Source organism: Rhizobium sp. BT04 (assembly GCF_030053135.1).
GTDB lineage: Bacteria > Pseudomonadota > Alphaproteobacteria > Rhizobiales > Rhizobiaceae > Rhizobium > Rhizobium binxianense.
Genome location: NZ_CP125652.1, coordinates 3560401 through 3583872, shown reverse-complemented (window position 1 = coordinate 3583872; position 23472 = coordinate 3560401). Strand labels below are relative to the sequence as shown.

The following is a 23472-nucleotide window of genomic DNA, read 5'->3' as shown; positions in this document are numbered from 1 at the left end:
CTTCATCAGCCGCCTTCAGCTTCCAATCATGCAGAATGAATTCACCCTGCAGCACCGAAAACATCGGTGCGCGGGGATAAGGCAATGCCGGCGCGGGCCTGAAGGCGCCGCGCCGGCAAAGTCATTACATAGCCTTACCGGCTTCGACGTCCTTGCGGATCGCTTCGCGCTCGGCATCCGGAGCGGCGACGAGGCCGTATTCGGCGAGCGGGCCGTCAGGGCCGATCATCTGGTCGGATACGAAGAAGTTGACGTATTCCTTCAGGCCCGGAACGGCGCCGAGATGTGCCTTCTTGACGTAGAAGAACAGCGGGCGCGAAACCGGGTAGGTGCCGTTGGCGATCGTTTCCGTCGACGGAACGATGCCGTTTACGCTGGCAACCTTGAGCTTGTCGGCGTTGTTTTCATAGAAGGAAAGGCCGAATACGCCGACGCCGGTCTTGTTGGCGGCGATGCGTGCGAGGGTTTCCGGATAGTCGCCGTCGATGTCGACTGCAGCGCCGTCCTTGCGGACCGCGACGCAAGCCTTGCCCTGGGCGGCCTTGTCGGAGATTTCCTTGGCGATGACGTCAAGAGCGCCCGCAGCCTTGCAGCCGGCAGCGAGGACGTTCTGTTCGAAGACTTCGCGGGTGCCGTGCTTTTCGCCCGGGATATAGGCAGCGATATCAACAGCCGGAAGCTTCGGGTTGACTTCCGACCACTTCTTGTAGGGGTTGGCGACGAGCTTGCCGTCGACGACGACCTGGGCTGCGAGGGCCTTGTAGATGTCTGCCGGAACGTAGGCAACGTCAGGGTTGGACGAGTCGGTTGCGAAGACGATGCCGTCATAACCGATCTTGACTTCCTGGATGTCGGTTACGCCGGCAGCCTTGCAGGCTTCGGCTTCGTTCTTGTTGATCGGACGCGAAGCGTTCGCAATGTCGATGGTGTCTTCGCCAACGCCCTTGCAGAATTCCTTCAGACCAGCGCCCGTGCCGCCGGATTCAACGACCGGCGTCTTGAAGTTGGTGAAGGTTTCGCCGAAGGATTCGGCAACGATCTTTGCGTAAGGCAGGACGGTGGACGAGCCAGCAACCTGAATCTGGTCGCGGGCGACGGCAGCGCCAGCGAAAGCAGCGGTTGCAGCGAGCGCGGCAACGGTGAGCTTGAAGGTGTTCATTAGAAATCTCCCGGCATTTGGGCTTGTGTGAGTGCGGCCTGTAGAGAGGCCCTCGCAGTGCCTTTTTTCATCGGCGGGACTCTCTTAGCGCTTTAAGCACCGTCCTTTTATGTCAAATAGGTGAAACATTTGTGACAGCTTAAATAGTTGATTTATAATAGAAAATTTTAATTCGACCAGCCGATCGTGTCGGCGAACGGCAAAGTCTGGCTGTCAATCTACCTCGCGTTGTAAAAACCGATCACATATCGCCAACGGACAGGTTGGGCGGCGGTTTTCTGCTTTACGTCCTATCATGAAAGTCGTTCCGTGATGTGCCCCTCATCCGCCTGCAGCCACCTTCTCCCCGCTTGCGGGGCGAAGGGACCATGCAGCAAGCTCTCCGTCCCCATCAACCTCCCGCAAGGCAAGTCCCCTCTCCCCGTCTTTTACGGGGGTCCGAAGGACGGGTCGAGACCCGTGGCTTGACCCCGGTAAGGCTAGGGTGAGGGGCAAATCACGCGGCACGCCCGCGCGCTAAAAGCGAACCGTAAAATCGGTGCCCTTGCCGACTTCGGATTTGACGATCAGCCGGGCGCGGTGGCGGGTGAGGATGTGCTTGACGATGGCAAGGCCGAGGCCGGTGCCCTTTTTCGAGCGGCTGTCCTCGATGCTGACGCGATAGAAGCGCTCGGTCAGGCGCGGCACATGCTCGGCCGGAATGCCCGGCCCCTTGTCGACGATGCTGACCTCGACCGGCTGGCCGGTGCCGTTCTTCAGCCAGACGTCGACGACCTCGCCCTCCTGGCCGTATTTGCAGGCATTTTCCATCAGGTTCTCGAAGACCTGGACAAGCTCGTCGCGGTCTCCGAGCACCTCGACCTTACCATCAGGCAGATGCAGGTTGATGTCGACGCCGACATCCCTTGCCAGCGGCACCAGCGCGTCTCTGACATGGCCGAGCAGCGGCACCAGATCGATCTTCTCGTCCGGCGCGATATGCGATTTCAGCTCCAGCCGCGAGAGCGACAGCAGGTCGTCGACCAGCCGGCTCATGCGCGTCGTCTGATCGAACATGATGGCGAGGAAACGCGCCTGCGCCTTCAGATCGTTCTTTGCCGGTCCCTGGATGGTCTCGATGAAGCCGCGCAGCGAGGCAAGCGGCGTGCGCAGTTCATGGCTGGCATTGGCGACGAAATCCGACCGCATGCGGTCGATACGGCGAACCTCTGAAATATCGCGGAAGGAGAGGATGAAATAGCGCTCACGCGGCCCGTCATCGGCCGAGAATTCAACGGGGGCGCTGCGCACGATATAGACGCGCTCGGAGGGCAGCCGCTCGGCATGCTCTATCTGGTTCGGGGCGTTGGTGGCGATGGTTTCGCGCACCATGTCGAGCACACCAGGCGAGCGCAGGCGGGCCGATATATGGGAGCCGAGCGCCATCTCGCCGAAGGCCTTTTCGGCAGCGCGGTTCTGGAACAGCACCGAGGCGTCGTCCGACAGCACCATGACCGGGATATCGAGGCCGGAAAGCGTGGCGGAGATCTCAGGCAGGCGGCTCGGCGGCGCCTCCGGCGCGATCTCCGCCGGTTCGAGCGGCTCGGCCTTGATCACCGGCGCCTCGTTGAACAGTGCGGTCAGGACCATCGCCAGCAGCAGGACGAGCACGACCCATTTGTTCATGCCGGCGGCAAGCGCGACCAGGGCGCTGAGGATTGCTGCAAGCAGCACCGGCCGCTCGCGCCGGATGCGCGCCAACAGGCTTTTTCTCCATGGAGTTTCGTCTTGCAAGTGCCCTCGCGGCGTCGATTCGTTTTTCTTTATATTGGAACTCTGCCTGATAGCGGCAATTCATGACAGAAGTTTTCGGACTGCCGCCCCGAAGCGAAAGGCCGCAGCCGAAACCCACGAAAAATTGCCGGTCATCCGTGAAAGATTTGATTTTCAACGATAACTATGTTCGCCTGTGGGAAGAGAACAATCAGGCTGAGGAGGAACCTATGGACGAGGACGTCGAAACCAGGGCCGTGGAGCTGGAGATCCGCGGGAAGAAGCGCATCTTTGATGTCGACAATCCCGTTCTGCCGGATTGGGTGGAGGAACATGCGCTTGCTTCCGGCGAATTTCCCCACAAGAAGAAACTCAAGGAAGAAGATTATGTCGAGCAGCTGGAAAAGCTGCAGGTGGAACTCGTCAAGGTGCAGTTCTGGCTGCAGGCGACCGGCAAGCGGGTGATGGCGCTGTTCGAAGGGCGCGATGCGGCCGGCAAGGGGGGCGCGATCTCGGCCTCTTCGGAGAATATGAACCCGCGCCTTGCACGCGTCGTGGCGCTGACCAAGCCGACCGAGCGCGAACAGGGGCAATGGTATTTCCAGCGTTATGTCGCGCAGTTTCCGACCGCTGGCGAATTCGTGCTGTTCGACCGATCCTGGTACAACCGCGCCGGAGTCGAGCCGGTCATGGGCTTCTGCACGCCGCAGCAATATGAGGACTTTCTCAAACAGGCGCCGCAGCTGGAAAAGATCATCGCCCATGAGGGCATCTTCTTCTTCAAATTCTATCTCGATATCGGCCGCGAGATGCAGCTGAAGCGCTTCCACGACCGCCGGCACGATCCGCTGAAAGTCTGGAAACTATCGTCGATGGACATTGCGGCGCTGACCAAATGGGGCGACTACAGCGACAAGCGTAACCGGATGCTGAAGGAAACCCATACGGATTTCGCACCCTGGACGGTGATCCGCGCCAATGACAAGCGGCGGACGCGCCTCGAACTCATCCGTCACATGCTGAACAGGATGGATTATGACGGCAAGGACAAGACGGTGCTCGGCACGGTCGATGAAGAGATCATCGGTTCAGGGCCTGGATTCTTGAAATAGGGCTTTCTGACATCGAGCTTTCTGAAATGGACGGGGCTGAGCGGAGCGTCATTGCCCCGGCAGGATGCGGATGGCGAAGAGGTTGATGCCGCGCGCCTTGCCGTCGAGATCGCTGTTGATCGTCAACGTGCCCGGCGCATTCGGCGCCAGCGAGCGGTCGAACTTCACCTGCAGCAGCGCATCCGATTTTTCGCGGGTGACGTTGAAGCGATGGCGGGCACAATTGCCGAGCGTCTGGAAATTGCATTCAACGGTGACCTGGGTCGGCTCGTCACTGGTCGATTGCAGGGTCAGCGCGATGGTCGAGGATTTGCCGGCGAGCTGCTGCAGCACCGAAGCGGGCACGCTGATGGCGATATTTCCGTCGGCAGCCCCGCTCTCGGAAATCAGCCGGATGGCCGGGCCGTCATTTTCTGTGATTTTTTCGGTGTGCGCCCGCGGGCTGCTCTTGATCTTGTCGGCATCGTCAGGCTTGAACACCGGGATCCAATCGGCCGAGAAACTGTTCTGCGGATCGATGGTCACCGGCTGATCGGTGGGGGAAGCAGCATTGCCGGCGCTGTCGTCATTGCCGGTGAAATCCTCGGGTTGGGTGCTGGCCGGCGGATTGGCGACGCTGGTGTCGCGCTCGGCCGCCGTCAGCAACAGGCCTGATGTATGCGCCCACCAGGCGCCGATGCCGACGAAAGCCAGCAACACGCACCAGACGAGCAGCCGCGAAAAGAATTTGCGCGGCTTGCGGCGACCGGCCGCCCGCTCCGGGCGGAAATCCATATTGGTGGCGCGCTGGCCGCGGGCAAGCCGTTCCTCGCCGACGGGGGCGGCAGCCAGATGATCGGCACTGCCGGCATGCACGTCGTCGAGGCTCGCCTCATCGCGGCGGCCGAAGATCACCTCGGGGGCGCGGGTCTCGCCTGACAGCGCGGGGCTGTCGATATCGTCGACTTCGGCGCGGTGAACCGCAGGTGGCATTTCCACGACAGGCGGCACCGGCACTTCGGGCGGCCGCTGGCGGGGGTGGAGGCGGTCGCGCTCCTCGCCTTCGATGGCGTGGATGGTGCTTTCCAGGCGATGGCGGTGATGGGCGACGACCTCGGTATCGGTGATATCCTGCTTGCGGAGACCGGCTTCAAGCGCCTGGCGGGCCGACTGATAGATCCTCGCTCGAACCTCCGGATTGTCGCGTTCGGAATTTTCGAGCGCTGTTCTGATGGCCGTTTCTAATCCGCTCACGTCTAGTCCTTCACCTTGAACTCGGCATCGGACTGCAATCCCCGCCGTTCTCCATCAAAATTCGGTAGCGGCAAGTGCGGCAAACCGCAAGCCTTGCGGGGCCGGGGCGCGGTTGATCGGCGGGGATAATCGGCAGGTTTCAGCGCTTGCAGGCCTCATTTTGTCAGCTATTGCAGACATATATTCGGGGTGAAATCGGCAAACGCATGGCAGCCACTCTTTTATCGGCTTTCCTTCTCTGTTATGAAATTGACGTTTTCGTAAACGTCAATGGAAGCGATGAGCCATGGCCCTGCCCCCGATCCTCAAAGACAAATTGAGACTGCCGGTCATCGGCTCGCCGCTGTTCATCATCTCGCATCCCAAGCTGACGCTGGCGCAATGCAAGGCCGGCGTCGTCGGCGCCTTTCCGGCGCTGAACGCCCGGCCGGAAAACCAGCTCGACGAATGGCTGGCGGAGATTACCGAAGAACTCGCCCGCTACGACGCCGTCCATCCCGAGCGGCCGGCCGCCCCCTTTGCCGTCAACCAGATCGTCCACATGTCGAACAAGCGGCTGGAGCACGACCTCACGCTCTGCGTCAAATACAAGGTGCCGATCGTCATCTCCTCGCTCGGCGCCGTGCCCGAGGTCAACGCCGCCGTGCATTCCTATGGCGGCATCGTGCTGCATGACATTATCAACAACCGCCACGCCCATTCGGCGATCCGCAAGGGGGCCGACGGGCTGATTGCGGTCGCAGCCGGCGCCGGCGGCCATGCCGGCACGCTGTCGCCCTTTGCGCTGATCCAGGAAATCCGCGAATGGTTCGGCGGGCCGTTGCTGCTGGCCGGCGCGATTTCCACCGGCGGCGCCATCCTTGCCGCAGAAGCGATGGGCGCCGACATGGCCTATATCGGCTCGCCCTTCATCGCCACGCAAGAGGCGCGCGCCGCAGACGCCTACAAGCAGGCGATCGTCGAAGGCGCCGCCGGCGATATCGTCTATTCCAACTTTTTCACCGGCATACACGGCAACTATCTCAAGCCCTCGATCGTGGCTGCCGGCATGGACCCCGACAACCTGCCGCTCGCCGATCCCTCGAAGATGGATTTCGAACAGGCCACCGGCGGCGCCAAGGCCTGGAAGGACATCTGGGGCAGCGGCCAGGGCATCAGCGCCATCAAGGCGGTCGAGCCGGTGGCAAATCTCGTCGACCGGCTGGAGGCCGAATACAGGGCGGCGCGCGCCCGGCTGGCGCTCTGAGGCGCGCTTTCCCGCCCCTCCCCTCTTTTTTGCCAAAGCCATGACAGGGCGCTTGAAATCTTCGGACAATGGCTGTATCAGCGCCATGCAAATCGCGGGCCGCATGCTTCGGCCGTGAAATGCCGCTTTAGCTCAGGTGGTAGAGCACATCATTCGTAATGATGGGGTCGCAGGTTCGAGTCCTGCAAGCGGCACCATTTTTCTTTCATCGCGTGCTGAAACCCCGCATTTTAAGCCTCTCTTAAAATTCTGCGTCCACCTTTGGCCATTCGGCAGGCAAAGCCTCAACAGCTTGAGCGCTATTTCACTCAAGGCGGCTGGGCTGCCCCTCATCTATATGAGCGCGACCGATATCGATCGAACGAGAGTAGGTTAGCGATTAGGAGGATCTATGAGGACATCGCTTTTAAGTCTCGCGCTTTTCACATTTAGCTTGTCCGCTGCGCAGGCAGAAGACTTCCCTCTCGCCTCCTGTGCCGGATGGAATGGAACGCTTGTCCGCAAGACCGGCATCGATTCAAGCACTGCAGTTATGGAAGGAAAGGTCACTCGAGCCGACTTCCAGGAATATTGCAAGCGAGACCCAGGATGGGAGACAACAGCCCATGGCGGCAAACTGACCGTCAAGCAGTGCGTAGCGATGTACACAAAAACCGATGGGAAAGACACGTTCCGCTCCACCGCCAATTGCAGCGAAGGCACCTTGTCCTTCGAACCTTCTGCCGGAGAACCGCTGCGTGTCACTTTCCCATTACCAGAGAATGCGGACGTATCATGCGCTTCGGGGATGCCGCCGCTGATCGAGCAGTTCAGGCTTCTCTGCCCTCAGGCGGCGCGGGAGTTTCATTTGATGGATGACGAATGACAGGAGGGCCGTCTCGGCACTCCGGTCAACAATGACATTTGCTCGGTACTTTCTGCTTCGGTACCGGGGGAGCCGGCGCCGGTAGCTTTGCAGGGAAGTTTCTCCCCGATCAAACGACCGTGAATCCGCACCGACGACAGGAACAATGCCACGGCAGAGCAGGTTTTCTTCCTGAGACAAAAACGACGGAGAAAATCATGTCCTGCAAATTCATCGCGATATCCCTCCTTTCGATCGGTTTTGCCGGCTCGGCGCTGGCGCAGACGGCCGGCGGGGCGGATGCCAATGGGCGACTTTCGGCGGCACCGATCGTTGGCGGGTCGGGGAGTTCAGGCGCCGGTTCCACCGGCACCGGTTCGGGCGGAACTGGTTCTGCCGGCGGCAGAGCGACGGGCACCGGGTCTGTCGGGACCGATCCCGGCACAACAGGCAGCACGACCGGCAATGGCGGCGTCGATCTCAACAGCGGCCGGAGCACGATCAATCCCGGTGGGGTCAATCCCGATCTGCAGCCGACGCCGGGTTGTACCGCCGGTTCCGCGGATAGCGGGTCGGCCGGCGAGGCCTGCCCGCAATGAGGATAGGGCGGATGCCGCCTGACTTCCTGACGGAATGAAAGGCTCCGGGCGAAGTGGCACCGGGACTTCGCTTCGGCCGCTCCCACGTCGGGCGAAATATCAGCTGCCGCGGGAACGGCTTTACGACTCGCGCTTGCGGACGTAAAACTACCCATCACTCCGCACATGGCACACCGCCCCACACCAGCCAGCCTGCCGATTTTTCCGGCATCCGCGGAGCACCCGAAGAGGATCGTCATGTCGAATGCAGCGCAACGCTCGAACCGCGTGCTTATCGTCGCCACCATCATGCTCGCGACCTTCATGGTGGCGATCGAGGCGACGATCGTGGCGACCGCGATGCCGCGCATCGTCGGGCAGCTCGGCGGCTTTTCCTATTACAGCTGGGTGTTTTCGGCTTTCCTGCTGGCGCAGTCGACGACCACTGTGATCTACGGCAAGCTTTCCGACATCTTTGGGCGCAAGCCGGTGCTGATCGGCGGCATCCTGATCTTCCTCGCCGGCTCTTTGCTCTGCGGGTTTGCCTGGTCGATGATGTCGCTGGTGCTGTTCCGGCTGCTGCAGGGGCTGGGTGCGGGCGCCATCCAGCCGGTGACGATGACTGTTATCGGCGATCTCTTCAAGCTCGAGGAACGCGGCCGCGTGCAGGGCGCGATGGCGACCGTCTGGGCGACCTCGGCCGTCGTCGGGCCGCTGGCCGGCGGCATCATCGTCGACACCTTCTCCTGGGCCTGGATCTTCTGGATCAACCTGCCGATCGGCATCATCTCGATCATCGCCTTCATGGTCTTCCTGAAAGAGGACGTGGCGCACAAGCAGGCGAAAATCGACTACCTCGGATCGGTGCTGTTTTCGATCTCGATCGTTGCGCTGCTGATCATGCTGACGGAAACCGATGCCAGCGGCTGGATCCTGCTGTCGCTTTTTTCCGTCTTCGTGGTCGCGGGCGTTCTCTTCCTCGCCCAGGAGAGGCGGGCGCCGGAGCCGATCATTTCGATCCCGCTCTGGAGCCGCCGGCTGATCGCCACCAGCAATGCGGCAACGCTGCTGGCCGGCATGGCGCTGATCGGGCTTTCCACAATCCTGCCGATCTATGTGCAGGGCGTGCTCGGCCGTTCGCCGATCGTTGCCGGCTTCACGCTGACCATGCTGGTCGTCGGCTGGCCTTTGGCGGTGATGCTCTCCAGCCGCCTCTACAAGGCGTTCGGCATCCGCCGCACCTTGCGCGTCGGCAGCCTGATGTTTCCCTTCGGCGCCTGCTTCCTGTTGTTCCTCACGCCGGAGAGTTCGCCTGTTATTGCCGGCGTCGGCTCCTTCTTCATGGGCTTCGGTATGGGTCTGATCAGCCTCACCAGCATCGTGCTGGTGCAGGACAGCGTCGAATGGTCGATGCGCGGCAGCGCCACCGCCTCGATCATCTTTGCCCGCAGCCTCGGCAATACGCTCGGCGCCACCGTGCTCGGCGCGATCCTGAACGCCGGCATCAACCACTATGCCAGCGGCGAAACGGCGGCGGGCCTGCATGAGGCGCTGAACCAGCCGACCGGGCTCTCGGCGCTCGCCGCCGATCCTGCCATCCGCGCCGTCTTCAATGCGGCGCTGCACTGGAGCTTCTGGGGCGTGGTCGTCGTCGCGGTGCTCACCTTCTTCACCACCTGGCTGATTCCGGTCGGGCCCGGCCGCAAGCGCGAAGGCGGGGCTGTGACAAGCGAGGCGGCTTCGCACTAAGCCTTCGACGGGGCCCATAAGGGAGATCAACGAGAACGGAAATGGGCGTCAAAAACTATTTGATCGAAGGCGTTTCCGGCAGCGGCAAAACAACGGTGGCGGAAGAGTTGCAGCGGCGCGGTTACCACGTCATCCACGGTGACCGGGAATTGTCTTATGTCGGCGATCCCGAAACGGGTGAACCCTTGCCTGTCGACAAGACCGTGACGGACAGTGTCACTTGGGTGCACGCGCATCACATTTGGGATGTCGGCAAAGTCAGATCCATGGTCGCCGATCAAGGCAAGGCGATCTCCTTCTTCTGCGGCGGCTCTCGAAATTTCTCCCGCTTTATCGATCTGTTTGACGGGGTTTTCATTCTCGACGTCGATCTCGACACGTTGAACCGGCGGCTGGCCTACAGACCGGCAGACGAGTTTGGCGGAAAACCTGCCGAACGGGCGCTGATTGTGCGATTGCATGCAACGAAAGAAAACACGCCGCAATCTGGTGTCGTCATCGACGCCACCGCGCCGATCGCCGTCGTTGTCGACGAGATTCTCTCGAAATGCGAAAATGGCTTTGCGGATATGTCGGCCGCGACGCGCCGAGAGCGGTCATCCCCGGCATAGTTCGTGCAAACTTACAGAGCATCCCAGGCTTACCGGGCATCCCGGATATCGAAGCGAACGATCTTACCACCTTCGATGCGGAAGATATGCGTGACGGTCTTGTCCTTCAGGCCGTGGCTTTGCCCCTCCAGCGGCTGGCCATTGAGATCAAAGACCGACTGGATCACCTCGACCGCGACGGCGCGGTCTTCCGTTTCCTCAAATGCGACCGGCTCGACATGTGGGCTGATGACGGCCCACTGGCGGGTCCAATAGTCGCGCACGGCCTCGCGACCATTGATATGGCCGCCATCCATGCCGTTGGCCCAGGCGACGTCATCGGAAAGGACGGCAATGACAGCGTCGATGTCTCTGGCGTTGAAGCCGGCGTAGATGCGCTTGAGCATTTCGACGTCATTGTTGGACATATCGTTTCCTCAGCGGAGGTTGAAAGATCGGCTCGGCGGCATCGAAACGGCATTGCCGAATGCGGTGCGTGGAGATATATACGTACATATGTATCTTGTGGTCAAGGAGGGGCAAGCGGAATGAATGAAGACGTGCTTTCGACACCGGGGCATCTCGTCAGTCTTGCGGCGCGAGGATTCGCGCGCTTGAGCGAGTCACGCCTCAAACGGCTCGGCTTCGGTGTCGGTCAGTTGCCTGTGCTGGTCGCGCTGCAAGATGGCAAGGCAAGCACGCAGCGCGATCTCGCCCGCTTTGCGAGAATAGAGCAACCGCCGATGGCGCAGATGCTCGCCCGCATGGAGCGGGATGGCTTGATCGAGCGGACACGCGACCCGGCTGACGGGCGCAGCAGCCGCATCGTGCTGACGAAGGCTGCACAGAAAAGCATGCCGGCGGCAATTGTGGCCTTGTTCCAGGGAAATAGGGAGGCATTGATCGGGTTCACCGATGCCGAAGCGGCACAGCTTGTCGATCTGCTCAAGCGGCTGATCGACAATCTGGATCGGATGGTGAGCACGACGTGATTTATATGGAGCGTCCGAGAACTCCGCGGCAACCAGCGCGATCCTCGGCTTAGAGGCAAGTTTGGCTTATTGGAGGAACGCTGGTGCATAAAGGATCCTGTCTGTGTGGTGCGGTAACTTTTGAGATCGAAGCCGATCTACGAGCGCCGGACGCATGCCACTGCTCCAAATGTCGAAAACAATCCGGGCACTTTTTCGCTTCAACCGACGTACCTCGACATCAGATCAGGATCCAGGGAGGCGAAAATGTGACCTGGTATCAATCCTCGGAAAAGGTGCGGCGTGGATTTTGCGCGATATGCGGATCATCACTGTTTTGGGATCCACCTCATCGCGACTGGCTTAGTGTCGCGATGGGTGCATTTGACAGCTCGACCGAAACCAAACTGAAAATGCATATCTTTGTCGCTGACAAAGGCGACTACTACGACATCACCGACAACCTGCCCCAGAATGAGCAATAGGTAACTGCTGCAGCGACGTCTGCTTCGGGCCTAGCAGGCGCACGCTTCCGGCCCCGACGAAGGACATTTCATTCTGGGACCGTGCTGTCTTTATTCGAACTCGGGCCGTCTTTCAGCACCGAGGGGTTCTTCAAAACGCGCACAAGCAGGTTCGGTTTTCGCTTGCGCGGAAGATCGATATCGCTGACGAGCTTTGCACCGCCCTCGCGCCGCTCCAGCGTGATCTTGCGGCTATGGAAGGCTTCCAGCTCGGCGCGGTGCGCGACGCTGATGATGGTAACCTCAGGGAGTTCATCGATCACCATCTGCATCATCTTTTCCTGGCTCTTCTCATCGAGTGCCGACGTTGCTTCATCCAGCACGATGATATCGGGATGGTGCAGCAGCAGACGCGCAAAGGCGAGCCGCTGCTTTTCGCCGCCCGACAATGTCTGGTCCCAGGGCGCCTCTTCCTCGATCTTGTCATTCAGATAATCCAGTCCCACCTTGTCGAGGGCCGCCCTGATCTGATCCAGCGTCCAGCTGTCGGCGGCGCCGGGATAGGCGACGGCACGGCGAAGCGTGCCCGAAGGGATATAGGGTCGTTGCGGCAACATGAACAATCGTCGGTCGGCGTGGAAATTGACGCTGCCCTCGCCCCACGGCCAAAGACCTGCGATGGCCCGCACCAGCGTGCTCTTGCCCGACCCGGATTCTCCGGCGACGAGCACCCGCTCGCCTGCTTCGATCACCACCTGGGTTTCCTTGACCACGGCGGTGCCGTCGTCAAGCGACACGGAGAGATCGTTCAGGCTGAGCATCGCATCGCCTTCCGTTTCACCGCGCTTGATGCGCCCGAGCGCATTGCTCTGCTCGGCGCGCTCGAGCCCATCAAGCGACATCATCAGCGAAGCGATGCGGCGGGCACAGGCGTTCCAATCGGCAAGACGGGGGTAGTTATCAACAAGCCATCCGAACGCGCTCTGCACGATGGCGAAGGCAGACGCCGCCTGCATGACCTGTCCAAGCGTCATGCTGCCTTCGAGAAATTTCGGGGCGCACAGCAAAACCGGCACGACTGGGGCAAACAGACTCGATCCCTGCGACACAAGGGCTGTGCGCATATGCTGACCTGCTAGGAGCGCCCACTGCCTGAGCACTTTGGCGAAGGTCTTGTCGAGGTCGTTGCGCTCCTCCTCTTCACCGCCGAGCAATGCAATGCTCTCGCCGTTTTCCCGGACATGCGTCAGCGTATAACGAAATTCGGCTTCCGCTTGATTTTTAGCCTCGGAGACCTGGACGAAATGGCGGCCGATGACCGTCATCGAACTTGATGTGATCGTGGCATAGAGGACCGCAGTGATGACGAGAAAACCGGGAATGGTAACGGTCGAACCTGCAATCGTCAGGGTCAGGGCGCCGCCGATCGTCCAGAGGACCACGATGAAGGTCGAGGCCGACAGAAAGGCGGCAATGACGCCAGAGATGAAATCGACAGGGGCTTCTGTGGCAATCCGCAAATCCTCCGCGATGCGGGCTTCGGGGTTCTTGTGGTCACCGCCGATGAGGTTCAACTGATAGTAGCGACCGCTTGCGAGCCAGCGCGCGATGACGGTGGTCGTCAGCCACGAACGCCAGCGGCGCTGGATCATCATGCGAAGAGCCACTTGTGCGGTGACAAGGGCTGCAGTTCCGAGCGCCAGCGGCAGGAATACGATGCTCAAGGTATAGACGGTGCGGGCATCGTGTTGCTCCAGGGCGTCAAAAATCGCGCGGTTCCAGAGATTGATTCCGTACTGGAAGCCGACATTCATGCCGATCAGGGTCAACAGGCCGATTGTGCACGGCCAGGCAAGCTTGTCACCACTGCGGCCCCAGTAGCGGCGCGCGCTGATCCAGAAACGCTTCAGCAAATACCGCTTGCGTGCCTGCTCGGCCTCCTCAGGCGTCAACTCCGGATCGGGTGGGATGGCATCTGGCGGCAACACGACGTCGACAGTCGATGCCTTCCCCTGGCGCGACTTCTCGGCACCGTGCGGTTCGGTGCCATCGACCGATTTGGGATTGGGTTTAGCGGCCGTCATGAGCACGATAACGGCTTACAAATCAAAAGGTTTCATGATGCCGGTGTGGAGGGTGATATCGGAGACTGCTTCGTGCCGCTTGGCGGCACGCCTTTCATTTTCCTTTCCACAGTGACTTCCCACCTCACGCAGTTTCGCTGGCGATCTGCGGCAGGGATTGCAGCAGGGTCTGGCGGGCGGAGCGCAGATGCGCGCGGCAGGCGGTTTCGATGGCGGCCTGGTCGCCGGATTCGAGCGCTGCGATATAATCCAGATGTTCGTGGATGGCGCGCTCGTTGCGCTCGCGGGCGGCGGTCTTGTTCCACTGGTAGTGATAGTGGAAGACGATGGCGATCGCGTCGTAGAAATCGGCGATGAAGCGGTTTTTCGAGGCGCGGTGGATCAAGAGGTGGAAGCGTTCGTCGATGACGGAGAAATCCCTGAAGCGCTGGTTGATGTCGGCAAGCATGGCGTGATGTTCGTCACGGATGGCGGCAAGATCGGTCCAGGCCTGATGATCTCTCGGAAGCCGGCCGAATTCGGCGGCGGAGTGCAACTCGAACATCTCGCGCACATCGGCCAGCTCGAGGGCGAATTCGCGGGTGAAGCCTTTGAGCGTCCAGTGGCTGTTCGGCCGTTTCTCGATCAGGCCGAAGCGGGAGAAGCGGATCAGGAATTCGCGCACGCTGGTTGTGCCCGTGCCGATCTCGCGGGCAAGCTCCAATTCGTTGATCTGCATGCCCGGTGCGGCATCGTCGGCGAGGATGCGCTGCATGAAGCTGCGCTCGATGATGTCATGCAGGGAGTCTGTTTCTTCGGAGGGAAAGAGGTCGCGGTCCGTCGGTTGGCGCAATACGATCTTCTGGCGCTTGTTCCAGCGGATGATGCCTTCTTCGCTGAGCCGCGTCAGGATGGCGCGCGCCGTCGAGCGGCTGACGCCGAGCTGGGCGGCGATCTCCGGTTCCGAAGGCAGTGCGGTATCCGTGCGCAGGGCTGCGGCATACCTGTTGTAGGCTTCCTTGAAGACCGTATTCTGCCTTGCCACCAGACCCCGCTTTCCGCCCTCGTGCCCGTCGCCCTGCTCTAAAGCTGGGCAAACCGACCGGGGCTTGTTCAAACGACCTTTAACTCATTTCCGGTCGCCTGCGGCCCATTGCCTCCCTCGTCCACAGGATCAATATTCCCGTTGACTTGAAAATGTTTATTGTAGATAAAAAACAAAATCAATGCGCATTCGCCGATGCAGCGGGCGTTTTGTTAGGGAGAAGAGACTTGGACAAACTGCCTTGGATCATCCTGTCGGCCGGTGACAATGTCGCGGTCGCAACCGCGGCCATCGCGCCGGGTTCGACGGTTGCCGGCATTCAGACCCGTGAGAAAATCGACCCCGGCCACAAGGTGGCGATTGCCGATATTCCGCTTGGGTCGCCGGTGGTGAAATACGGCCAGGCAATCGGCCGCACCACGGCCGAGGTCAAGGCTGGCGACCATGTGCACAGCCACAACCTGCATTTCGAAAACGACCGGCTGGCGGCGACCGCCAATTCGGCGCCGGAGACGGCGACGGCCGACGACGTCGCGCGCACCTTCATGGGCTACCGCCGTGCCGACGGACGGGCGGCAACGCGCAACTATATCGGCATCATCGCCAGCGTGAACTGTTCCACCACGGTCTGCCGGGCGATCGCCGACGAGGCGAACCGGACGATCCTGCCGCATTACGAGGGCATCGACGGTTTCGTGCCGATCGTGCACGACCAGGGCTGCGGCATGAGCTCGACCGGCGACGGCATGAACGTGCTGCACCGGACGCTGGCCGGCTACACCAGACATGTGAATTTTGGCGGCGTGCTGATGATCGGCCTCGGCTGCGAGGTCAACCAGTTGACGCTCTACGGCCAGAGTGGTGCCGGCGCCTCGAAGCGGCATTTCAACATCCAGGATGCCGGCGGTTCGCGCCGTGCGGTCGAGCGCGCCATGGGCATGCTGCGCGAAATCGCCGCCGATGTCGGCAGGGAAAAACGCGTGCCGATATCGATCGGCGAGATCATCATCGGCCTGCAATGCGGCGGCTCGGACGGCTTTTCCGGCATCACCGCCAATCCGGCGCTCGGTGTCGCCGCCGACTTGCTGGCGGCCGCCGGCGGCACGGCGATCCTGTCGGAAACTTCGGAGATTTACGGCGCCGAACATCTGCTGCGCAGCCGCGCCGTCAGCGACGAGGTGGCAAAGAAGCTCGACGAGAAAATCGCCTGGTGGGAGGACTATGTCGCCCTGCACGGTGCCTCGCTCGACAACAACCCGTCGCCCGGCAACAAGCGCGGCGGTCTCACCACCATCCTGGAAAAATCGCTCGGCGCGGTTGCCAAGGGCGGGCGTTCGCCGCTGACGGCGGTCTATGGTTATGCCGAGCGGGTCACCGCTCCCGGCCTCGTCTTCATGGACACACCCGGTTACGATCCGGTTTCGGCGACCGGCCAGGTGGCCGGCGGGGCGAATATGATCGCCTTTACGACGGGCCGCGGCAGCTGCTTCGGCTGCCGGCCGGCGCCGTCGCTGAAGCTTTCCAGCAATTCAGCGCTCTATGCCTCGATGGAAGAGGATATGGACATCGATTGCGGCACGATCGCCACGGGTGACGCGACGATCAGCGGCAAGGGCCGCGAGATCTTCGAGCTCATCGTCGACACCGCCTCGGGCAAGAAGACCAAGAGCGAGCTCTTCGGCTACGGTGATAACGAATTCGTGCCCTGGCATCTGGGCGCAACGCTCTAGTTTTTTTGTTTCTACGCAATCCCGGACGGAAAACCGCTGCACACTTTTCCTGGGATTGCTCCAGAATCTCGAGTTCTTCGCGAGGAGGAATGATGCAGACGAGAAAGATCGGCAAGACCAAGCTTGAGGTGACCGAAATCAGTTTCGGCGCGGCAGCGCTCGGCGGTCTTTACCGCGCCTGCCCGCGCGAGCAGGCTATGGAGACGCTGCAGGCGGCCTGGGACAGCGGCATCCGCTATTTCGACGTGGCGCCCTGGTATGGGCTCGGCCTTGCCGAACGCCGGGTCGGCGATTTCCTGCGTGACCAGCCGGATGGCAGTTACGTGCTGTCCACCAAGGTCGGCCGGCTGCTCAGGCCGGTGCCGACCGGCACCGTGCCTGACTATAGCTATGTCGATCCGCTCTCCTTCGATGCCGATTACGACTATTCCTATGACGGCATCATGCGCTCGGTCGAATTCAGCTACGCCCGCCTCGGCCTCAATCGCATCGATATTCTCTATGTGCACGATCTCGGCGGCTACACCCATGGCGCGGCGAAGAATGCGGTCCACCAGAAGCAGTTTCTCGATTCCGGCGTGAAGGCGCTGGAGGAGCTCAAGTCCTCGGGCGCAATCTCCGCCTTCGGCCTCGGCGTCAACGAAGTGCCCGTTTGCCTCGACGTCATGCGCCATGCCGATCTCGACTGCATCCTGATGGCCGGCCGCTATACGCTGCTCGACCGTTCGGCCGTTGCCGAACTCTTGCCGCTCTGCCGGCAGAAGGGCACCTCGCTCGTCGTCGGCGGCGTCTTCAACTCCGGCATTCTCGCCACCGGCCCGATGCCGGGCTCGCATTTCGATTATATGCCGGCTGATGACGAGGTGCTGGCCAAGGTCGGCGCCATGGAGGCGATCGCCAAAAGCCACGGGGTGCCGCTCGCCGCTCCCGCCCTGCAGTTTCCGCTGCGCGATCCGATCGTCGCATCGGTGCTGATCGGCACGGCCAAGCCGTCCAGCCTGATACGCAACATGGAGATCGTCGAGCCGCGGCTTGCCGACGAGATCTACGCCGAATTCGAGCCCTATACGCTGGTCGCGCCGCCGCTCGGCGCCGAAGCGGTCCGGGTCTGAGGAGAGACTATGCTTAGGGGTATTCATCCGCTGCTCGGTCCCGACCTGCTTCATGCCCTGAAGACTATGGGGCATGGCGACGACATCGTCATATCGGACGCCAATTTTCCCTCGGGCTCGATGGGTCCGCCGGTCATTCGCGCCGACGGCGTCAGCGCCACTGACATGGCCGAGGCGATCCTCACCCATATGCCGCTCGACACTTTCGTGCCGGAAACGGCGTGGCGGATGGAAGTGGTCGGCGACCCTGATGCGGTGCCCGAAGTCTGTGCCGAGTTCCAGCAAATCGTTGCCAAGCGTGCCGGCGATTTCCGCATCGTGCCGGTGGAGCGTTTTGCCTTCTACGCGATGGCCCGCAAGGCCAGCTATATCGTCGCGACGACGGAATTCCGGCTGTACGGCAACCTGATTTTGAAAAAGGGCGTCGTGCATCCGCATGAGGTCGATCTGGGCTGAACCCTATTTTAGGGTATTATTGTATTGAAATAAAATCAGTTGCTTGGGCGGAGTTTAGCAAAGCAAAAAAGCCGGATCGGCGCTCTTGCAATTTGAATGCGCCTCGGCTAGCTTCTGCCGGCAAATGTTTTTTATCGATAAAAACCCTCCGCCAGCGTTCAGCGGTCCGGTTTATTGGAGGAGAACGCATCCTGAGAGGAGAACCCTTATGACTATCGTGAAATCCCTTCTGTCCCGCCGTGCCTTTACGGCGCTTGCGGGTGCCGCCGTCATCGCCACGGCGATGCCGGTCACGTCCTTTGCCGCCGACGTGACGATCCCGATCATCGTCAAGGATACGACGTCCTTCTACTGGCAGATCGTTCTGGCCGGCGCCCGCAAGGCCGGTAAGGATCTCGGCGTCAACGTGCCGGAGCTCGGCGCCCAGGCCGAATCCGACATCAACGGCCAGATCAGCATTCTGGAAAACGCCGTGGCCGGCAAACCGGCCGCCGTCGTCATCTCGCCGACCGAATTCAAGGCACTCGGCAAGCCGATCGATGAAGCCGCCAAGTCGGTTCCGATCATCGGCATCGACTCGGGCGCCGACTCCAAGGCATTCAAGTCGTTCCTGACGACCGACAACGTTCAGGGCGGCCGCATCGCCGCCGACGGTCTTGCCGCCGCCATCAAGGAGATGACGGGCAAGGAAGAGGGCGAAATCGTCATCCTCACCAACCTGCCGGGCGTCGGCTCGCTCGAGCAGCGCCGCGAAGGCTTCCTGGATCAGATCAAGACCAAACATCCCGGTCTCAAGGTCATTGCCGACAAGTACGGCGACGGCCAGGCGACGACCGGCCTTAACATGATGACCGACCTGATCACGGCCAACCCGAAACTCGTCGGCGTCTTCGCCTCGAACCTGATCTTGGCACAGGGCGTCGGCCAGGCGATCGCCGAAAACAAGCTCGGCGACAAGATCAAGGTCATCGGCTTCGACAGCGACGACAAGACGGTCGGCTTCCTCAAGGACGGCGCGATCGCCGGCCTCGTCGTTCAGGACCCCTATCGCATGGGCTATGACGGCATCAAGACCGCGCTTGCCGTCTCCAAGGGCGAGAAGGTTCCGGAAAATGTCGACACCGGCGCCAACCTCGTCACCAAGGCGAATATGGCCGATCCGAAGATCGACGCACTGCTGAACCCGAAGATCAAGTAACGAAGACAGACGGGCCGCGCCGGCTTCAAAAACCGGCGCGGCCTTTTTCATCCATGGTATGGTTACCAGGGTGGAGCAGACGTGACACAAGGAGGAGAGGTCCATGATCGGACTGGAAGAGGTCAGTCATCGCCATGATGACAGCGCGACGCTGAAAGAAGCCAATCGAATTCCCGCCGGATCGCCTATCCTCGAACTCAAGGGCCTGCAGAAGAATTACGGCCATGTCCAGGCACTGAAGCCGGCGACGCTGACCTTCCTGGCCGGTGAAATCCACGCCATCGTCGGCGAAAACGGCGCCGGCAAATCCACCCTGATCAAATTGCTCACCGGCGTCATTACCCGCACGGCCGGCGAAGTGCTGTGGTGCGGCCAGCCGGTGGGGCTGTCGACGCCGAACGAGGCGATCGCCCGCGGCATCAACGCCGTGCACCAGGAGGTCGTGCTCTGCCGGCACCTGACGGTGGCCGCCAACCTCTTTCTCGGCGACGAGGTCAATCGCTACGGGCTGATGCGCAAGAAGCAGATGGAGAAGCTGGCGCAGGCCGTGCTCGACGATCTCGGCTTCGGCCTGCCGGCCGGTGCGCTGTTGAGCTCGCTGACCATCGGCCAGCAGCAGCTCGTCGCCACCGCGCGCGCGGCCATGCGCGGCACGCAGTTCCTGATCTTCGACGAACCCACCGCCTATCTGACGCGCCAGGAATCCGCACAGCTCTTCAAGCTGATCCGCCGCCTGCAGGGCGAAGGCGTCACCATCGTCTATATCAGCCATCGCATGGAGGAAGTCTTCGAGCTTGCCGACCGTGTCTCGGTGCTGCGCGACGGCACGCATGTCGGCACGCGGCTGATCGGCGAGACCAACGATGCCGAGCTAATCGCGCTGATGATCAACCGCTCGATCGAACAGATCTATCACAAGGAAGAGATTGCAATCGGCGAGACGATCGTCGAGGTCAACGGCCTCTCCGGCCCGGGCTTCGAAGACGTGTCGCTCAGCGTCAAGGCGGGACAGATCGTCGGCCTCTACGGGCTGATCGGCGCCGGCCGCAGCGAATTCGCGCTCGGCCTCTATGGCCGCCAGCCGATCAGCGCCGGCGAAATCCACTGGAGAGGCAAGCGCGTCGATATCAGGAACGAACGCACGGCGATGGAGCTCGGCATCGCGCTCGCGCCCGAAAGCCGGCGCGACCAGGGGCTCTGCCTCAACCTGCCGATCGGCCTCAACATCAACCTGCCGGTGTTCGGGCGCCTCAGCCACGGACCTGTGATCAATCACGCACGCGAATCGGCCAATGCCGACAAGCAGATCCGCGATCTCAGCATCAAGACGCCGAGCCGGCGCGTTCCGGCCTCCAGCATGTCGGGCGGCAACCAGCAGAAGATCGTCATCGGCAAATGGCTGAGCCACGGCGCCCGGCTGTTCATCTTCGACGAACCCACAGTCGGCGTCGACGTCGGCACCAAGGCTGAGATCTACCGGCTCTTCGCCAAGCTTCTGAAGGAGGGAGCAGGCATCATCCTGATCTCCTCCTACCTGCCCGAGGTCTACGAACTGGCCGACCGGCTGCACGTCTTCCGCGGCGGCAGGATCGTCGCCAGCCATGATTTCCACGCGGCGACGCATGAAGAAGTGCTCAGCGAAGCGATCGGCGTCTGAGCACAAGCAATTCCAGCAAAAGTGCGCTGCGGTTTTGCGTCCGGAAATTGCGTAAAACAAATAGATGGAGAATTCCCGCGCTTTTGGAGAAAAGCGGAAATTCTCTAAGAGGGAGAAATTTCATGACTGCCACCCCCACCGAAATCGTCGCGCCGCCGCCGCGCCGGAAAATGAACATCCTGTTCGGCCTGACGCTGATCGGCCTGCTGATCTTCCTCTGGATCGTGCTTGGCTTGGTCACCCCGAGCTTCTGGACACCGCTCAACATCTCGAACCTGCTGCGTCAGGGTGCGATGACGGCGATCCTGGCGCTCGGCCAGACCTTCGTCATCATCACCGCCGGCATCGACCTCTCGGTCGGCGCCATCGTCGGCTTCTGCACCGTCATCATCGCCTGGCTGCTGCAGGCGGGCGTGCCGCTCTGGGGAGCAATCGTGCTGACGCTCGCCATCGGTGTGGCAATCGGCGCCTTCCATGGCTTCGGCATCGTCCATATGGGCCTGCCGCCGTTCATCATCACGCTGGCAACGCTGACGTCGCTGCGCGGTATCGGCCTGTTGATCACCAACGGCTCGACGATCAGCATCACCGACGAAGGCTTCAGCAATTTCGCGCGGGCCGATTTCCTCAGCATTCCCAGCCTGTTCTGGATGGTCATCCTGGTGGCGGTGCCCTCCTTCATCTTCCTGCATCTGAGCCGCTGGGGCCGCTATCTCTTTGCGGTCGGTTCGAATGCGGAAGCCGCGCGCCTTTCCGGCGTCAACGTCAAGGGCATGATCTATCTTGCCTATATCCTCTCGGCCGGCTTTGCCGCCTTCGTCGGCGTGCTGCTCGCCTCGCGCATCGCCATCGGCAATGCGACGCAGGCCGACGGCTGGGAACTGCAGGCGATCGCCTCCTCCGTCATCGGCGGCACCAGCCTGTTCGGCGCGGTCGGCTCGGTGCATGGCCCGCTGATCGGCGCCTTCATTCTCGCCACCATCAACAACGGCGCCAACCTTCTGAACGTCAACTCCTTCTGGCAGCGCATCATCACCGGTCTGCTGATCATCGTGATCGTGTTCTTCGACCAGCTGCGCCGCCGCCGGAGCAATTGATAGGCGAGCAAGAGATCGCCGCCTGCCCCTCATCCGGCTACCGCCACCTTCTCCCCGCTCGCGGGGAGAAGGGAAAATACCGCAAACCTCTCCGTCCCCATTGACGTCGTGTAGGGCACCTCCCCTCGCCCCGTTTACGGGGGTCCAAAGGACGGGTCGCGACGAGTGGCTCGACCCCGGTAAGGTTAGGGTGAGGGGCAGCTATCTGCACGAACCGAACAGCAGTGGCACGACACAGAGTAAAAACCAGGAATGCGAGACCCGTCATGAAAGCAGTTGTTTGCCGGGAGCCCGGCGTGCTCGATATCGTCGAGCGTCCTTCGCCTGCGGCACCGGCAGCCGGCTGGGTGCGCCTTGCCGTCAGCCATGTCGGCATCTGCGGCACCGACTACCACATTTTCGAGGGCAAACATCCCTTCCTCGAATATCCCCGGGTGATGGGCCACGAGATCTCGGCGACGGTGCTGGAAGCCGGCGATGGAGTGGACCTCGCGGCCGGCACGCCTGTGATCGTCAATCCCTATCTCTCCTGCGGGCAATGCATCGCCTGCCGCCAGGGCAAGCCGAATTGCTGCACCAATATCAAGGTGCTCGGCGTCCATACGGACGGCGCCTTCTGCGAGGAAATCTCGGTTCCATCAGGCAATCTCTATCCCGCCAAGGGCTTGAGCCTCGAGGCGGCGGCGACGACCGAGTTCCTGGCGATCGGCGCCCATGCGGTGCGCCGATCGATGACGGGTGCGGGAGCGCGGTCACTTGTGATCGGCGCCGGCCCGATCGGGCTCGGAGCGGCGCTCTTCTCGCGCATTGCCGGCCATGAGGTGACGCTGCTCGATACCAGCACCGAGCGGCTGCAGATGGCGTCGGACCGCTTCGGCTTCACCTCCGGCATCGTTGCCAACGACCAAACGGCAGACGCCGTCAAGGAAAAGACCAATGGCGACGGTTTCGACGTGGTCTTCGACGCGACCGGTTATGGCCCGTCGATGGAAAGGGCCTTCTCCTTCGTTGCCCATGGCGGCGCACTGGTGCTGGTCAGCGTCGTCAAGGACGATATCCGCTTCTCCGATCCCGAATTCCACAAGCGCGAAATGACGCTGATCGGCAGCCGCAACGCCACCCGCATCGATTTCGAACATGTGGCGGATTCGATTGCCAAAGGCCTGGTGCCGGTGGAAAAACTGATCACCCACCGCACGACGCTTGCCGACGCGCCGCGCGATCTGGCGCGCTGGGCGCATGAGAAGAATGGGCTGATCAAGGCGGTGATCAGGGTTGGTGGTTAGAGTGCGATGCGTAACATGCACGCTGCGTGCTGGGCGTGGATGCTCGGGTCAAGCCCGAGCATGACGGAGGTGGGGGCAAAGACCGGCAGGAGGCGGGACGTCTGGAGGAATTCCAACAAAACCGCTGCGC

Annotated in this window: 21 protein-coding genes and 1 tRNA gene; 16 read left to right on the top strand and 6 right to left on the bottom strand. The window is 61.5% G+C overall.

Features of this window, described 5'->3' with window-relative positions:
* Nucleotides 1–124 precede the first annotated feature (124 nt).
* Together QMO82_RS25720 and phoR are read right to left on the bottom strand one after the other, a co-directional pair.
* On the bottom strand, nucleotides 125–1159 hold the full coding sequence (locus QMO82_RS25720; protein WP_183605573.1) for a substrate-binding domain-containing protein: 1035 nt from the start codon (nucleotides 1157–1159) through the stop codon (nucleotides 125–127).
* A 516-nt stretch (nucleotides 1160–1675) separates the two neighbouring features.
* Nucleotides 1676–2899, bottom strand: a complete 1224-nt coding sequence (gene phoR / locus QMO82_RS25715; RefSeq protein WP_183605572.1) for a phosphate regulon sensor histidine kinase PhoR — start codon at nucleotides 2897–2899, stop codon at nucleotides 1676–1678.
* Nucleotides 2900–3141: 242 nt separating this feature from the next.
* On the opposite strand from phoR, the gene ppk2 reads away from it, so the two are divergent.
* Nucleotides 3142–4023 carry a polyphosphate kinase 2 gene (ppk2, locus tag QMO82_RS25710; protein ID WP_183605571.1) on the top strand — a complete coding sequence of 294 codons (882 nt, stop codon included), beginning with the start codon at nucleotides 3142–3144 and terminating at the stop codon, nucleotides 4021–4023.
* A gap of 48 nt (nucleotides 4024–4071) precedes the next feature.
* Here the strand turns inward: ppk2 and QMO82_RS25705 are convergent, their stop codons facing one another.
* Entirely contained in the window at nucleotides 4072–5256 is a 1185-nt protein-coding gene (locus QMO82_RS25705) for a regulator (RefSeq protein WP_183605570.1), read from the bottom strand.
* Between the two features lie 286 nt (nucleotides 5257–5542).
* On the opposite strand from QMO82_RS25705, the gene QMO82_RS25700 reads away from it, so the two are divergent.
* The 6 genes from QMO82_RS25700 (at nucleotide 5543) to QMO82_RS25675 (ending at nucleotide 10284) form a co-directional block, all read left to right on the top strand.
* Nucleotides 5543–6502, top strand: a complete 960-nt coding sequence (locus tag QMO82_RS25700) for a nitronate monooxygenase family protein (RefSeq protein WP_183605569.1) — start codon at nucleotides 5543–5545, stop codon at nucleotides 6500–6502.
* Between the two features lie 121 nt (nucleotides 6503–6623).
* Nucleotides 6624–6699, top strand: a tRNA-Thr gene (locus QMO82_RS25695).
* A 194-nt stretch (nucleotides 6700–6893) separates the two neighbouring features.
* A complete protein-coding gene (locus QMO82_RS25690; protein WP_183605568.1) occupies nucleotides 6894–7367 on the top strand; it encodes a hypothetical protein in 474 nt (157 codons plus the stop codon).
* A 197-nt stretch (nucleotides 7368–7564) separates the two neighbouring features.
* Nucleotides 7565–7945 (top strand): hypothetical protein, encoded by a 381-nt coding sequence (locus QMO82_RS25685; protein ID WP_183605567.1) that lies wholly within the window; start codon nucleotides 7565–7567, stop codon nucleotides 7943–7945.
* Nucleotides 7946–8182: 237 nt separating this feature from the next.
* Complete coding sequence (locus QMO82_RS25680; protein WP_183605566.1) at nucleotides 8183–9673, top strand: MDR family MFS transporter; 1491 nt, start codon at nucleotides 8183–8185, stop codon at nucleotides 9671–9673.
* 41 nt (nucleotides 9674–9714) lie between these two features.
* The gene (locus QMO82_RS25675; RefSeq protein ID WP_183605565.1) at nucleotides 9715–10284 is read left to right on the top strand and encodes an AAA family ATPase; all 570 of its coding nucleotides are present in this window, start codon (nucleotides 9715–9717) and stop codon (nucleotides 10282–10284) included.
* A 29-nt stretch (nucleotides 10285–10313) separates the two neighbouring features.
* Here QMO82_RS25675 and QMO82_RS25670 read toward each other — a convergent pair whose 3' ends face one another.
* Nucleotides 10314–10691, bottom strand: a complete 378-nt coding sequence (locus QMO82_RS25670) for a nuclear transport factor 2 family protein (protein WP_183605564.1) — start codon at nucleotides 10689–10691, stop codon at nucleotides 10314–10316.
* Between the two features lie 120 nt (nucleotides 10692–10811).
* On the opposite strand from QMO82_RS25670, the gene QMO82_RS25665 reads away from it, so the two are divergent.
* Both QMO82_RS25665 and QMO82_RS25660 read left to right on the top strand, forming a co-directional pair.
* Nucleotides 10812–11255 (top strand): MarR family winged helix-turn-helix transcriptional regulator, encoded by a 444-nt coding sequence (locus tag QMO82_RS25665; RefSeq protein WP_183605563.1) that lies wholly within the window; start codon nucleotides 10812–10814, stop codon nucleotides 11253–11255.
* An 83-nt stretch (nucleotides 11256–11338) separates the two neighbouring features.
* Entirely contained in the window at nucleotides 11339–11719 is a 381-nt protein-coding gene (locus QMO82_RS25660) for a GFA family protein (protein WP_183605562.1), read from the top strand.
* A gap of 68 nt (nucleotides 11720–11787) precedes the next feature.
* On the opposite strand, the gene QMO82_RS25655 is transcribed toward QMO82_RS25660, so the two are convergent.
* Together QMO82_RS25655 and QMO82_RS25650 are read right to left on the bottom strand one after the other, a co-directional pair.
* Nucleotides 11788–13782 carry an ABC transporter ATP-binding protein/permease gene (locus QMO82_RS25655; RefSeq protein ID WP_183605561.1) on the bottom strand — a complete coding sequence of 665 codons (1995 nt, stop codon included), beginning with the start codon at nucleotides 13780–13782 and terminating at the stop codon, nucleotides 11788–11790.
* Nucleotides 13783–13906: 124 nt separating this feature from the next.
* A complete protein-coding gene (locus QMO82_RS25650) occupies nucleotides 13907–14806 on the bottom strand; it encodes a GntR family transcriptional regulator (protein ID WP_183605560.1) in 900 nt (299 codons plus the stop codon).
* A gap of 227 nt (nucleotides 14807–15033) precedes the next feature.
* Between QMO82_RS25650 and QMO82_RS25645 the strand changes: the two genes are divergently transcribed.
* The 7 genes from QMO82_RS25645 (at nucleotide 15034) to QMO82_RS25615 (ending at nucleotide 23342) form a co-directional block, all read left to right on the top strand.
* Complete coding sequence (locus QMO82_RS25645) at nucleotides 15034–16536, top strand: UxaA family hydrolase (protein ID WP_183605559.1); 1503 nt, start codon at nucleotides 15034–15036, stop codon at nucleotides 16534–16536.
* A gap of 92 nt (nucleotides 16537–16628) precedes the next feature.
* Entirely contained in the window at nucleotides 16629–17648 is a 1020-nt protein-coding gene (locus tag QMO82_RS25640; protein ID WP_183605558.1) for an aldo/keto reductase, read from the top strand.
* A 9-nt stretch (nucleotides 17649–17657) separates the two neighbouring features.
* Nucleotides 17658–18104: an RbsD/FucU family protein gene (locus QMO82_RS25635; RefSeq protein ID WP_183605557.1), complete on the top strand. Its 447-nt coding sequence runs from the start codon at nucleotides 17658–17660 to the stop codon at nucleotides 18102–18104.
* Nucleotides 18105–18312: 208 nt separating this feature from the next.
* On the top strand, nucleotides 18313–19302 hold the full coding sequence (locus tag QMO82_RS25630; protein WP_097622153.1) for an ABC transporter substrate-binding protein: 990 nt from the start codon (nucleotides 18313–18315) through the stop codon (nucleotides 19300–19302).
* Nucleotides 19303–19405: 103 nt separating this feature from the next.
* On the top strand, nucleotides 19406–20959 hold the full coding sequence (locus tag QMO82_RS25625; protein ID WP_097622152.1) for a sugar ABC transporter ATP-binding protein: 1554 nt from the start codon (nucleotides 19406–19408) through the stop codon (nucleotides 20957–20959).
* A gap of 122 nt (nucleotides 20960–21081) precedes the next feature.
* A complete protein-coding gene (locus tag QMO82_RS25620; protein WP_097622151.1) occupies nucleotides 21082–22056 on the top strand; it encodes an ABC transporter permease in 975 nt (324 codons plus the stop codon).
* Between the two features lie 266 nt (nucleotides 22057–22322).
* A complete protein-coding gene (locus QMO82_RS25615; RefSeq protein WP_183605556.1) occupies nucleotides 22323–23342 on the top strand; it encodes a zinc-binding alcohol dehydrogenase family protein in 1020 nt (339 codons plus the stop codon).
* The last annotated feature ends 130 nt before the right edge of the window (nucleotides 23343–23472 follow it).